Source organism: Streptomyces sp. NPDC102514 (assembly GCF_055584525.1).
Map to the genome: position 1 here is coordinate 36,772 of NZ_JBVJLW010000034.1, position 11,628 is coordinate 48,399.

14 protein-coding genes are annotated in these 11,628 nt (G+C 70.0%); 8 read left to right on the top strand and 6 right to left on the bottom strand.

Annotation, left to right across the window (positions count from 1 at the left end):
- Positions 1-11: 11 nt before the first annotated feature.
- On the bottom strand, positions 12-1,160 hold the full coding sequence (locus tag ACZ60E_RS43865; protein WP_469447981.1) for an S-adenosylmethionine:tRNA ribosyltransferase-isomerase: 1,149 nt from the start codon (positions 1,158-1,160) through the stop codon (positions 12-14).
- Positions 1,157-1,855, bottom strand: a complete 699-nt coding sequence (locus ACZ60E_RS43870; RefSeq protein ID WP_469447982.1) for an SDR family NAD(P)-dependent oxidoreductase — start codon at positions 1,853-1,855, stop codon at positions 1,157-1,159. The genes ACZ60E_RS43865 and ACZ60E_RS43870 overlap by 4 nt, the downstream gene beginning before the upstream one ends.
- 185 nt (positions 1,856-2,040) lie before the next feature.
- Here ACZ60E_RS43870 and ACZ60E_RS43875 point away from each other — a divergent pair, with 185 nt between their 5' ends.
- From ACZ60E_RS43875 to ACZ60E_RS43890, 4 genes are all read left to right on the top strand, one after another.
- A complete protein-coding gene (locus ACZ60E_RS43875) occupies positions 2,041-3,219 on the top strand; it encodes a GAF domain-containing sensor histidine kinase (RefSeq protein ID WP_469447983.1) in 1,179 nt (392 codons plus the stop codon).
- Positions 3,212-3,853 carry a response regulator gene (locus ACZ60E_RS43880; protein ID WP_107017789.1) on the top strand — a complete coding sequence of 214 codons (642 nt, stop codon included), beginning with the start codon at positions 3,212-3,214 and terminating at the stop codon, positions 3,851-3,853. Before ACZ60E_RS43875 ends, ACZ60E_RS43880 begins: the two co-directional genes overlap by 8 nt.
- A 184-nt stretch (positions 3,854-4,037) precedes the next feature.
- Positions 4,038-4,283, top strand: coding sequence for a chaplin ChpE (chpE, locus tag ACZ60E_RS43885; RefSeq protein ID WP_384814948.1), 246 nt, complete (start codon positions 4,038-4,040; stop codon positions 4,281-4,283).
- A gap of 193 nt (positions 4,284-4,476) precedes the next feature.
- Positions 4,477-4,716 (top strand): chaplin, encoded by a 240-nt coding sequence (locus ACZ60E_RS43890; protein ID WP_107017791.1) that lies wholly within the window; start codon positions 4,477-4,479, stop codon positions 4,714-4,716.
- 115 nt (positions 4,717-4,831) lie between these two features.
- Here ACZ60E_RS43890 and ACZ60E_RS43895 read toward each other — a convergent pair whose 3' ends face one another.
- Positions 4,832-5,620 carry a hypothetical protein gene (locus tag ACZ60E_RS43895; RefSeq protein WP_469447984.1) on the bottom strand — a complete coding sequence of 263 codons (789 nt, stop codon included), beginning with the start codon at positions 5,618-5,620 and terminating at the stop codon, positions 4,832-4,834.
- A gap of 134 nt (positions 5,621-5,754) precedes the next feature.
- On the opposite strand from ACZ60E_RS43895, the gene ACZ60E_RS43900 reads away from it, so the two are divergent.
- The 3 genes from ACZ60E_RS43900 (at position 5,755) to ACZ60E_RS43910 (ending at position 8,196) form a co-directional block, all read left to right on the top strand.
- Positions 5,755-6,546 (top strand): ABC transporter ATP-binding protein, encoded by a 792-nt coding sequence (locus tag ACZ60E_RS43900; RefSeq protein ID WP_384814942.1) that lies wholly within the window; start codon positions 5,755-5,757, stop codon positions 6,544-6,546.
- 114 nt (positions 6,547-6,660) lie between these two features.
- Positions 6,661-7,092, top strand: coding sequence for an NfeD family protein (locus ACZ60E_RS43905; protein ID WP_384814939.1), 432 nt, complete (start codon positions 6,661-6,663; stop codon positions 7,090-7,092).
- A 168-nt stretch (positions 7,093-7,260) separates the two neighbouring features.
- Complete coding sequence (locus tag ACZ60E_RS43910) at positions 7,261-8,196, top strand: SPFH domain-containing protein (protein WP_107017794.1); 936 nt, start codon at positions 7,261-7,263, stop codon at positions 8,194-8,196.
- 197 nt (positions 8,197-8,393) lie between these two features.
- Here ACZ60E_RS43910 and ACZ60E_RS43915 read toward each other — a convergent pair whose 3' ends face one another.
- The 3 genes from ACZ60E_RS43915 to ACZ60E_RS43925 all read right to left on the bottom strand — a co-directional run bounded on the left by ACZ60E_RS43915 (position 8,394) and on the right by ACZ60E_RS43925 (position 10,442).
- Entirely contained in the window at positions 8,394-8,897 is a 504-nt protein-coding gene (locus ACZ60E_RS43915) for an HNH endonuclease (RefSeq protein WP_107017795.1), read from the bottom strand.
- A 144-nt stretch (positions 8,898-9,041) separates the two neighbouring features.
- Positions 9,042-9,581 (bottom strand): YbhB/YbcL family Raf kinase inhibitor-like protein, encoded by a 540-nt coding sequence (locus ACZ60E_RS43920; protein WP_469447985.1) that lies wholly within the window; start codon positions 9,579-9,581, stop codon positions 9,042-9,044.
- 75 nt (positions 9,582-9,656) lie between these two features.
- Positions 9,657-10,442: a sporulation protein gene (locus ACZ60E_RS43925; RefSeq protein WP_384814936.1), complete on the bottom strand. Its 786-nt coding sequence runs from the start codon at positions 10,440-10,442 to the stop codon at positions 9,657-9,659.
- A 169-nt stretch (positions 10,443-10,611) separates the two neighbouring features.
- Here ACZ60E_RS43925 and ACZ60E_RS43930 point away from each other — a divergent pair, with 169 nt between their 5' ends.
- Positions 10,612-11,262: a DNA-3-methyladenine glycosylase gene (locus tag ACZ60E_RS43930; RefSeq protein ID WP_384814933.1), complete on the top strand. Its 651-nt coding sequence runs from the start codon at positions 10,612-10,614 to the stop codon at positions 11,260-11,262.
- Positions 11,263-11,628: the final 366 nt, after the last annotated feature.

Here is an 11,628-nt window from a genome sequence, read left to right on the forward strand (position 1 = left end):
GCCGCTCGGACTCACTGGCAGTTGCTGTGGCAATCCTCTGTGTGAGGGTTCTCCGTCGAGAGGGTGTCCGGGAGGTCCGCCGGGAGGATGAGGTGCACGTCGCCGAACTCGTGCCACAGGTAGCGCCCGCGCAGCGCCTCCTGGTACCCGCGGTCGACGGCCTCCCTGCCCGCGACCGCCTCCAGCATCAGCAGATGCGAGGCCTGCGGCTCGTGCAGCCCGGTGAGCAGCCCGTCGACGACCCGCACCCCGCGCTCCGGGGTCACCACCAGGCCGGTCCAGCCCCGCGCGGCACGCACCACCCCGTCGGGTCCTGCCGCCGACTCCACGGCGCGCACGGCCGTGGTGCCGACCCCGATCACCCTGCCGTCACCGGCCTTCGCCACGTTGATCAGCCGCGCCGAGGTCTCCGGCACCGTGAAGCGCTCCGGGTACGGCGGCTCGTGCGCCTCGGCCGAGGCGACCCCCGTGTGCAGGGTGACGGGCGCGAACTGCACACCCCGGCTCACCAGCTCCGCCACCAGCCGCGCGGTGAAGGGCCGTGCCGCGCTCGGCATCTCCGCGCTCCCCGTCCCGTCGGCGGACGGCAGCGCGAACACGGTCTGGTACGCGGACAGCGGCTGGTCCCGGTCCGTGTAGGAGTAGCGGATGGGCCTCCCGTGCCGCCGCAGCAGCCCCGGCACGTCGGCGTCGGAGACCCGCCCCCACCACAGCCGTGCACTCCGGTCGGCAAGCGGCTCCTCCAGGACCAGCCGTACGTTCCCCGGCAGCCGCACCTCCGTCCCCGCGGGCCCGCCCCCGCGTGCGCGCGTGGTGCCCCTTCCGTCGGGCTCGCGCAGCTCCACCGCCCAGCGCCCGTCGTCGCCCCGGGTGGAGAAATGCACCACCACGCGCGCGTGCCCCACTCTCCCGTCCACCGCCGCCGCCAGTGTCACGGACGTGTTGACGACGAGCAGGTCCCCGGCCCGCAGCCGGCCCGGCAGCTCCACGAACGCGTGGTGCGACACCCGGGTCCCGTGCGAGACGAGCAGACGGACGGCGTCGCGGTCGAGCCCGGCACCCCGCTGTTCGGCCGGCACCCGGGCCGACAGCTCCTCCGGGAGCGTCCACCTCCCCGCCCGGCCGCCGTCGAGCGGAGGCACCCCCATGGCGGTCGTCATCGCTGCTCCAGCAGGGCGGGTGCCCCGTAGCGCCCGCTCCCCGGACGTTCGTCGAGCAGCCTCAGGACGGCCGGCACGACACTCGCCGGGTCGGGCCGCGGATCGTCGTCGTCCGGAACGGCCGCCGCGTACAGGTCCGTGCCCATGTCACCCGGGTCGACCGCCCAGACCCGCAGACCGGGCTCCTCCTTCCCGAGCACCGCGGAGAGCTGGTCGAGCGCCGCCTTCGAGGCTCCGTAACCGCCCCAGGTCCCGTACGCCTCCGCCGCCGCGTCCGAGCTGACGTCGATCACCGCGCCCGTCGGTGACTCCCGCAGCAGCGGCAGCGCCTCCTGGACCAGCCCGAGCGCCGCGACCACATTGACCTCCAGCGCCCGCCGGAGCCCGTCCAGGGCCAGCGATTCGAGCCGTACGAGCGGTTCGGCGCCCAGCGCGCTCGCGTTGTTCACCAGGAGATCGACACCGCCGAGCTCCCGGGCCGCCGTCACCAGATGGGTGCGGTGCGCGCTGTCCGTGACGTCCCCGGGCAGTGCCCGTACCTGTGCTCCGTACTTACTGAGGACGGCCACGGCCGTCTCCTGGAGGGGCCGTGCCGTTCTGGCGTCGAGCACCAGATCCCAGCCGCGCTCCGCCAGCGCCTCGGCGAGCGCGCGCCCCAGCCCCTTGGAAGCCCCCGTGATGATCGCTACCGGCATGATCCGTCCCCTCGTCCTAGACCGCCGCTCCGGGCGGCTGCCCTCAACGTAGGAACCCGAGGACCCTCGCCGCCTCATGCGCGGGCCGCAGTGCGCGGGGGCCCTTCGCCCTAGGTCCAGCGGACCGGGGCGGGGCCGCCACAGGGCGGATACGCGCTGTCACACCCCGCCGGTACCGTGAGGTCATGAGTCATGGACCCCGGTCGGGCCTGCTCGCGGTGAGCACCGCGCTGCTGGCCATGAGCAGGCACCTGGAGGTGCGCGACGTCCTCAAGACGATCGTCGCCTCCGCCCGCGAACTGCTCGACGCGCAGTACGCGGCCCTCGGGGTGCCCGACGACCACGGGGGCTTCGCCCAGTTCGTCGTCGACGGGGTCAGCGACGACCGGTGGAAGGCCATCGGCCCGCTCCCGCGCCAGCACGGCATCCTCGCCGCGATGCTGCACGAGGCCCGCCCGGAGCGCCTCGCCGACGTCCGCAAGGACCCGCGCTTCGAGGGCTGGCCCGCCGCCCACCCCGACATGTCCGACTTCCTGGGCCTGCCCATCCGTGACGGCGACGAGGTCATCGGCGCCCTCTTCCTCGCCAACAAGCTGCGTCCTGTGGAGGGAAAACCCCCACACCCCCCGAGCCCCGAGCCGGAAGGCGGCTGCGGCTTCACCGAGGAAGACGAGGAACTGCTCGGGATCCTCGCCCAGCACGCGGCGATCGCCCTCACGAACGCCCGCCTGTACGAGCGCAGCCGCGAGCTGACCATCGCCGAGGAGCGCTCCCGGCTCGCCCACGAACTGCACGACGCCGTCAGCCAGAAGCTGTTCTCCCTGCGCCTGACCGCCCAGGCCGCCGCCGCCCTGGTGGACCGCGACCCGGACCGCGCCAAGGGCGAACTCCAGCAGGTGGCCGCCCTCGCCGCCGAGGCCGCCGACGAACTGCGCGCCGCCGTCGTCGAGTTGCGCCCCGCCGCACTCGACGAGGACGGCCTGGTCGCCACGTTGCGTACCCAGATCCAGGTCCTCGACCGGGCCCACTCCGCGCGCGTGACCTTCGACAGCTGCGGCGTCCGCGCGCTGCCCGCGGCCCAGGAGGAGGCCATGCTCCGGGTCGCCCAGGAGGCGCTGCACAACGCGCTGCGGCACTCGGGCGCGGCCCGCGTCGACGTCACCGTGGAGAAGCGCGGCCCGGGCGCCGTCCTGCGCGTCACGGACGACGGCAGCGGCTTCGAACCCAGGGCGACCCGCCGCGCGGGCCGCCACCTCGGCCTGGTCTCCATGCGCGACCGGACCAACGGCGTCGGCGGCGAACTCACCGTCGAATCGGCGCCCGGCAAGGGCACCACGATCGAGATGGAGGTCCCTGGTGGCTGACGCAATCAAGGTGCTGCTCGTCGACGACCACCAGGTCGTCCGCCGGGGACTGCGCACCTTCCTGGAGGTGCAGGACGACATCGAGGTCGTGGGGGAGGCCTCCGACGGCGCTGAAGGAGTGGCCCGCGCCGAGGAGTTGAAGCCCGACGTCGTCCTCATGGACCTCAAGATGCCGGGCATGGACGGTGTGGAGGCCCTGCGCAGACTCCGCGAACTGGACAACCCCGCGCGCGTGCTCATCGTCACCAGCTTCACCGAGCAGCGCACGGTCATCCCGGCCCTGCGCGCGGGCGCCGCCGGCTACGTCTACAAGGACGTGGACCCGGACGCGCTCGCCGGAGCCATCCGCTCGGTCCACGCCGGACACATCCTGCTCCAGCCCGAGGTGGCCGGCGCACTGCTGTCCCAGGAGGGCACCAACTACGGCCAGGGCAGAGGCGGTTCGCTCACGGAGCGGGAGCGCGAGGTGCTCGGCCTGATCGCCGACGGCCGCTCCAACCGCGAGATAGCCCGCGCCCTCGTCCTCTCCGAGAAGACCGTCAAGACGCACGTCTCGAACATCCTGATGAAACTCGACCTCTCCGACCGTACCCAGGCCGCGCTGTGGGCCGTACGTCACGGTGTGACGGGCTGATGACCTGCTGATCCGTGCAACGGCCCGCCTCCGGGACGGCAATACGGAGGGTCTCCCTCCGGACTGAGATTCATACCGTCGTGGGAATGTCCCCCGGATGGCGCATCCTTCTGCGATCTCCGCCGTTCTTCAGTGCGTGCTGCGGCGATCTGCCGCAGTGGTTCACAAGGAAGAGGGCTCAGAAGTGAAGAACCTGAAGAAGGCCGCCGCCGTCACGATGGTGGCCGGTGGCCTCGTTGCCGCCGGTGCCGGTCTCGCCTCCGCCACCGACGGTGCGCACGCGGCCGGCCAGGCCGTGGGCTCGCCGGGTGTCGCCTCGGGCAACCTCGTCCAGGTCCCCGTCGCCATCCCCGTGAACGCGGTCGGCAACACCGTGAACGTCATCGGCATCCTGAACCCGGCGTTCGGCAACGACGGCTTCAACGGCTGACGTACGCCCCCGGTCGAACGACCACCGGCCCCCCAGGTCCGCCTGGGGGGCCGGTCCGTTTTTCGGCTCGTCGGACCACTGGCCCGAACGGGCTGAACGCGCTCCTCCGCCGTGCCGTCCGGGCCCCTCGGGCGTTGCTCAGGCTACGGCCCTCGGCAGGGCCGGATACGCAATCGCAGGAGGAACGCTTTTCATGAACATCGCCAAGAAGGCCGCCCTGGCCGTCACCGTCGTCGGTATCGCAGCGGGTGCCTCGGCCGGTGCCGCTGTCGCCGACTCGGATGCCGACGGCGCTGCCGTGAAGTCCCCGGGCGTCGCCTCGGGCAACGCCGTCCAGGCCCCGATCCACGTCCCCGTCAACGTCGTCGGTGACAGCATCAACGTGATCGGGCTCCTGAACCCGACCTTCGGCAACGAGGCCGTCAACGACTGACGTCCTGCCCGGACGAGGGCCCCGCGGACCACACGGTCCGCGGGGCCCTCGTCTTTGCCCCGGGGCCCTCGGCGACCGCCGCGCCGGCAGCGGCCCCGGGTGACTGCCGCGGTCCTCAGCGCACCCCGCGCTCCCGCTCCTCCACGAACGCGTTGTACGCCGCCACCTGAGCCCGCCTGGCCGTCCGCTCGACCGGGCGCAGCGCGTCGGAGCGCGCGGCCATCTCCGACGCGCTCACGGCCCCGCCGGGCCCGTTGCCGTACGCCACCGAGACCAGCAGCCCGACACGCCGGGACAGCGCCAACACCCGCACCGCCCTGGACGGATAGCCGGGAGCGAGCACCTCGCCGTCCCGCTCGGCCCGCGCCCGGTACGCGTCGATCGCCGCCTCGGCCACCGGACCCGAGCCCGCCACATCGAGCCGCGACAGCACCTCCGTCGCGTCACGCAACGCCTCCGCGAGCTCCCGCTCCGCCTCCCCGAGGGACGGCACATCGGCGGGCGGCGCCTCGCGCACCGGCAGACAGTGCCAGACGACCTCCACATGCACATCGCCGTCGGGCCCGGCCTCGTACACCTCGGGTACGAGGCCGAGAGCGACCCCGTGGCAGACGACGGCCTCCTCGGCCTCCAGGGCGCGCGCGTTGAAATCCGGCGGGCCGCTCAGCCCGAGCGGATGCCCGGGCGCGGGCAGCGCGACCCGCAGACCCGTCGCCCCGAGCGTGCGCAGCCGTCCCAGCGCGAGCGAGAGCCCGACGGGCCCCGTCTCGCCCGGCAGCCCCGCGACCCGGTGCACGGCGTCCTCCCCGACGATGGCGACGACCGCGTCATCCGGTGAGACAAATCCGGCCAACAGTGCGTTTCCCCATGCTGCCAACCGTCCTGAACGTGGTTCCGAAAGCATGCCTCCCACTTTAAGGAACCGCTTAAGGACCGGCCGATGGATTGGACGGGTCGACCGGTGGCGTAGGTTTTCCCTGGGGGCTGCGTCCACAGACGTCAGCGACGGCCGAGACTGCAATGGGAGACAGCGCGCTCATGAGCGATGTTCTGGAGCTTGAGGACGTATCCGTGGTCCGAGAGGGCCGGGCTCTGGTGGACCAGGTCTCCTGGTCGGTCAAGGAAGGCGAGCGCTGGGTCATCCTCGGACCCAACGGCGCCGGGAAGACGACCCTCCTCAACCTCGCCTCCAGCTACCTCTTCCCCAGCCAGGGCACCGCCACCATCCTCGGTGAGACCCTCGGCAAGGTCGACGTCTTCGAGCTGCGCCCGCGCATCGGCGTGGCCGGCATCGCCATGGCCGAGAAGCTTCCCAAGCGCCAGACCGTCCTGCAGACGGTGCTGACCGCCGCGTACGGCATGACGGCCGGCTGGCACGAGGACTACGAGGACATCGACGAGCAGCGCGCCCGCGCCTTCCTCGACCGCCTCGGCATGACCGAGTTCGTGGACCGCAGGTTCGGCACCCTCTCCGAGGGCGAGCGCAAGCGCACCCTCATCGCCCGCGCGCTGATGACCGACCCGGAGCTGCTGCTCCTCGACGAGCCCGCCGCCGGTCTCGACCTCGGCGGCCGCGAGGACCTCGTACGCCGTCTCGGCCGCCTGGCCCGCGACCCGATCGCCCCCTCCATGATCATGGTCACGCACCATGTGGAGGAGATCGCCCCGGGCTTCACCCACGTCCTGATGATCCGCCAGGGCAAGGTGCTCGCGGCCGGACCCCTGGAACTGGAACTCACCTCCCGCAACCTCTCGTTGTGCTTCGGCCTCCCGCTCGTCGTCAGCCAGGCCGGCGACCGCTGGACCGCCCACGGCCTCCCGCTGTCCTGACCGACCGGTTCGGACCCACCCGTCCCGGCCAACCTGTCCTGACGACCCGGAACACCTGCCCCAACCGGAAGTGCGCCCTGTCGGGGACGGGACCTGCGGACCTACCATGACCATGTGAACGACATCGACGCATGGGTGTGGTGGCTGATCGGCGCGGCCGGGCTCGGAATCCCGTTGGTCGTGACCGCCATGCCGGAATTCGGAATGCTCGCCGTCGGCGCCGTCGCGGGCGCCGTGACCGCGGGGCTCGGAGGCGGTGTCGTCCTCCAGGTCGTCGTCTTCGCGGCCGTCTCGGTCGCGCTCATCGCGGTGGTACGGCCCGTGGCGGCCCGGCATCGCTCCCAACGGCCCCAACTGGCCACGGGAATCGACGCGTTGAAGGGCAAACAGGCCGTCGTCCTGGAGAGGGTGGACGGTTCGGGAGGCCGCATCAAGCTCGCGGGCGAGATCTGGTCCGCACGCTCACTCGACGCCTCACTCATCTACGAGGTGGGCCGAGAGGTGGATGTGGTGGAGATCGAGGGAGCCACGGCGATCGTCGTGTGACCTCCCAGGGCGTCCAGTGAACGGAACGTCGCACGTGGCGAGTTGTGGTCTGACACACTCGTCCAGCAAGATCTTCGACAGTTACGAGATCTTCGGCAGTCACGCGTTTCACGGCAGTCACGAGATTTTCCGGAAGCACCGAGGCGGAGAAGGGTACGGGGAGCCACGATGGAACCGATCATCATCGTCCTGATCATTCTGGTGGTGTTGGTCTTCATCGCGTTGATCAAGACCATCCAAGTCATTCCCCAGGCCAGCGCGGCCATCGTCGAGCGCTTCGGCCGCTACACGCGGACTCTGAACGCGGGCCTCAACATCGTCGTCCCGTTCATCGACTCGATCCGCAACCGCATCGACCTCCGCGAGCAGGTCGTGCCGTTCCCGCCCCAGCCGGTGATCACCCAGGACAACCTGGTCGTGAACATCGACACCGTCATCTACTACCAGGTGACCGACGCCCGCGCCGCGACCTACGAGGTCGCCAGTTACATCCAGGCGATCGAGCAGCTCACCGTCACCACGCTCCGCAACATCATCGGCGGCATGGACCTGGAGCGGACCCTGACCTCCCGCGAGGAGATCAACGCGGCCCTGCGCGGAGTCCTCGACGAGGCCACCGGCAAGTGGGGCATCCGCGTCAACCGCGTCGAGCTCAAGGCGATCGAGCCGCCCACCTCCATCCAGGACTCGATGGAGAAGCAGATGCGCGCCGACCGTGACAAGCGCGCGGCGATCCTCACCGCGGAAGGTATCCGCCAGTCGCAGATCCTCACCGCCGAGGGTGAGAAGCAGTCGGCGATCCTCCGCGCCGAGGGTGAGGCCCGCGCCGCCGCGCTGCGCGCCGAGGGTGAGGCGCAGGCGATCCGTACGGTCTTCGAGTCCATCCACGCCGGTGACGCGGACCAGAAGCTGCTGGCCTACCAGTACCTCCAGATGCTGCCGAAGATCGCCGAGGGCGACGCGAACAAGCTCTGGATCGTTCCCAGCGAGATCGGTGACGCCCTCAAGGGGCTCAGCGGCGCGATGGGCAACTTCGGGCCCATGGGCGGCGGGAACCAGGGTGGTGGCGGCACGGAACGCCGGGAAAAGCCGTCAGTGGACTGACCTCACCTTGGGCAGGGGCGGCGGGGGCGGAGTTCTCGCCCCCGCCGCCCCTACCCGTTCCCGTCCGTGTCTCAGGGGCTCCGCCCCCGAACCCCCGCTCCTCAAACGCCGGAGAGGCTGAGATCCCCAGGGGCGCGGGGAACTGCGCGGCCGGCCACGACGCGCCCGCACCCGTCAATGCCCCGCAAGCCCCCGCATCACGCCGGCTGCGCAAGCCACTCCGGCAGAGCTTCGAGATCATCCCGCCCCAGCGCCAGCAACATCGCATCAGCCGGCGTCGGCTCGAACGGCCGCCGCAACAACGGCATCCCCGCCTGATCAGGCGTCCGAGCAGCCTTGCGGTGGTTGTCCTCGGCGCAGGACGCCACCGTGTTCAGCCACGAGTCCTGGCCCCCCTGAGCCCGCGGCACCACGTGATCCACCGTGGTCGCCCGCCGCCCGCAGTACGCGCACTTGTGCCGGTCACGCACCAGCACACCCCGCCGCGACCACGGTGCTTGTCTTCGGAACGGCACCCGTACATAACGGCAGAGCCTGATCACCCGGGGCGCGGGTATGTCCAGCGCGGCTCCGCGCATACGCAGTTCGGGGTGGGCCTGCTCGACGACTGCCTTGTCCTGCAGCACCAGAACGACGGCTCGGTTCAACGTCACCGTCGACAGCGGCTCGAAGCTCGCGTTCAGCACCAGCGTGTCCCGCATCCAGCCCACCTCCCATGTGCACCGGCCCACCACCTGGCGGGCGTGGATCAACTCTGGCCGGGCACGCCGAGATGGACAACGCAATAAAAATGCCCGCCCCTGATCAATTCCAAGACCAGGGGCGGGCAAACACTCAGTGAAAGGTCAGCTCTCCGCGGGAGCCGCGTACTCGGCGACGAGCTGCGCCCTCGCCAGCGTGTGGAACCGGAGATTGAAGCCCACCACGGCTGGCGAGACGTCAGAGTCCGGACCGAGTTTCTCCTGGTCCACCGCGTACACGGTGAACACGTACCGATGCGCCGGATCACCCGCCGGAGGCGCGGCACCCCCGAAGTCCTTCGACCCGTAGTCGTTGCGCACCTGGACCGACCCCTCGGGCAGTCCCTCGAACTTCCCCGTGCCCGCGCCCGCCGGCAATTCCGTCACCGAGACCGGAATGTCGAACACGACCCAGTGCCAGAAACCGCTCCCGGTGGGGGCGTCCGGGTCGAAACACGTCACGGCGAAACTCTTGGTCCCCGCCGGGAAGCCCTCCCAGCGAACCTGCGGCGAGGTGTTGCCGGCCGCGTGGACCTGAGCGTCCTTCAACGTCCCACCCGCCTCGACGTCCTCACTCGTGACAGTGAAGGACGGCACGACGGGATGGAAGTCGTGGGGAAGCGGCGGCCTCGTGGACTCCGTCACCTCGGCACCTCCTGATCGGTTCCTGCTCCGGAAAAAGTCTGGCCCCGAGCTTAGGACCGGCCAGGTCCGGAAGTCCTAGAACCAGTTGCGGCGGCTGCCCACCTCGGACAGCCACTGGTTGAGGTACGCGGCCCAGTCCGTGCCCTGGAAGTCGTTGAGTCCGACCTGGAAGGAACGGAAGGAGTCGCTGCCCTCGCTGAACAGACCCGGCTTCTTGTCCATCTCCAGGACGACGTCCATCTCGCGGTCGTCCGCGACGAAGGTCAGCTCGACCTGGTTCAGCCCGCGGTACTGCTGCGGCGGGAAGAACTCGATCTCCTGGTAGAACGGCAGCTTCTGGCGCGTACCCCGGATGTGCCCCTTCTCCAGGTCCGCGCTCTTGAAGCGGAAGCCCAGCTGGATGAAGGCGTCCAGCAGCGCCTGCTGCGCCGGCAGCGGGTGCACGTTGATCGGGTCCAGGTCACCGGAGTCCACCGCGCGCGCGATGGCCAGTTCCGTGGTCACACCGATGTTCATCCCGCGCAGCGACTGACCGGCGATGTTCGTGATCGGTGTCTCCCACGGGATCTCCAGACCGAACGGCACCGCGTGCACGCCGTTGGCCTGGAGCTCGAAGGCACCGCCGAGCGAGAGCTTCGTGAACTCGATGTTCTGCTTGTACTCCTGGTCGTCGTGGCCCTCGACCTCGACCTTGGCCTGCAGCCCGACCGACAGACCCTCGATCGCCTGGTTCACGGATCCGCCCTGGATCCGCACCTCACCCTGGACGACACCACCGGGAACGACGTTGACCTCGGTGAGCTCCGTCTCGACCGAAGCCCCACCGGCACCCAGGCTCGCAAGCAGCCGCTTGAACCCCATCGTCTTCTCCTCTTTCGGGCAACGCCCCGTAGTTGTTCGGTCCGGATCGGATCCTTGATCCATACATACGCGATCCAGCCGGGTCCGGTTCCGCGCCTTCACCCTGGCAAGACGGGCGCTCCCTGACCACCCCGCACGCACTCGGACGTGTGAAGTACGCTCGTAAGCCATGATCGCGGCCCCTGACCGTACGCCCCTCGCCCGGGAGTTCTTCGACCGACCTGTACTTGAGGTCGCCCCCGACCTCCTGGGGCGCGTACTCGTACGTACGGACCCGGACGGTTCGGCCGACCCGATCGAGCTGCGCATCACGGAGGTCGAGGCCTACGACGGCCCGAACGACCCCGGCTCCCACGCCTTCCGCGGCCCCACGGCCCGCAACGCGGTGATGTTCGGTCCGCCCGGGTACGTGTACGTCTACTTCACGTACGGCATGTGGCACTGCATGAACCTGGTCTGTGGCCCGGAGGGCAGGGCGAGCGCGGTCCTGCTCCGCGCGGGAGAGGTCACCGAAGGCGTTGAACTGGCGCGCAAACGTCGACTTTCGGCCCGACACGACCGAGAACTGGCCAAAGGGCCGGCCCGTCTGGCCACGGCCCTGGGGGTCGACCGGTCCCTCGACGGTACGGACGCATGCGCCTCGCAGAGTTCACCGCTGAGCCTCCTGCACGGCACCCCGGTGACCTCCGACCAGGTACTCAACGGTCCGCGCACCGGAGTGTCCGGCGACGGAGGCGTCCACCCGTGGCGCTACTGGATCACCAACGACCCGACGGTGAGCCCCTATCGGGCCCACACCCCTCGCCGCCGCCGAACTTGACTCGCCCTTGGGTGATACGTAACGTAGCCCGAGCCGCTTGACCCGGGTACTGCGTTCAGCCAGCAGCCGGAAGTGGCCAACCCACTACCTACGACTTCCTCTCAGCGAGGGTCCGTTCAGCATGTCCGCATGCCTGAATTCGAACTCGCGGAACTCGATTATGAGTTGCCGAGGGGATCGGCTAACGTAGTGAATGTCGAAAGGCCGCAAGGCCAAAAGGCAAATCCCACCGACTGGGAATCGGGCCTGAAAGGGTCTGGTAGAGTCGGACTCGCCGGAAAGGGAAACGCGAAAGCGAAAACCTGGAAAGCACCGAGGAAATCGGAACCGGAAACGGTCTGATAGAGTCGGAAACGCAAGACAGCG

What these genes read in the sequence shown, in the direction of transcription:
- ACZ60E_RS43865 (WP_469447981.1), bottom strand. Translation starts at nt 1,160, where the DNA reads ATGACGACCGCCATGGGGGTGCCTCCGCTCGACGGCGGCCGGGCGGGG.
- ACZ60E_RS43870 (WP_469447982.1), bottom strand. Translation starts at nt 1,855, where the DNA reads ATGCCGGTAGCGATCATCACGGGGGCTTCCAAGGGGCTGGGGCGCGCG.
- ACZ60E_RS43875 (WP_469447983.1), top strand. Translation starts at nt 2,041, where the DNA reads ATGAGTCATGGACCCCGGTCGGGCCTGCTCGCGGTGAGCACCGCGCTG.
- ACZ60E_RS43890 (WP_107017791.1), top strand. Translation starts at nt 4,477, where the DNA reads ATGAACATCGCCAAGAAGGCCGCCCTGGCCGTCACCGTCGTCGGTATC.
- ACZ60E_RS43895 (WP_469447984.1), bottom strand. Translation starts at nt 5,620, where the DNA reads ATGCTTTCGGAACCACGTTCAGGACGGTTGGCAGCATGGGGAAACGCA.
- ACZ60E_RS43900 (WP_384814942.1), top strand. Translation starts at nt 5,755, where the DNA reads ATGAGCGATGTTCTGGAGCTTGAGGACGTATCCGTGGTCCGAGAGGGC.
- ACZ60E_RS43910 (WP_107017794.1), top strand. Translation starts at nt 7,261, where the DNA reads ATGGAACCGATCATCATCGTCCTGATCATTCTGGTGGTGTTGGTCTTC.
- ACZ60E_RS43915 (WP_107017795.1), bottom strand. Translation starts at nt 8,897, where the DNA reads ATGCGGGACACGCTGGTGCTGAACGCGAGCTTCGAGCCGCTGTCGACG.
- ACZ60E_RS43925 (WP_384814936.1), bottom strand. Translation starts at nt 10,442, where the DNA reads ATGGGGTTCAAGCGGCTGCTTGCGAGCCTGGGTGCCGGTGGGGCTTCG.
- ACZ60E_RS43930 (WP_384814933.1), top strand. Translation starts at nt 10,612, where the DNA reads ATGATCGCGGCCCCTGACCGTACGCCCCTCGCCCGGGAGTTCTTCGAC.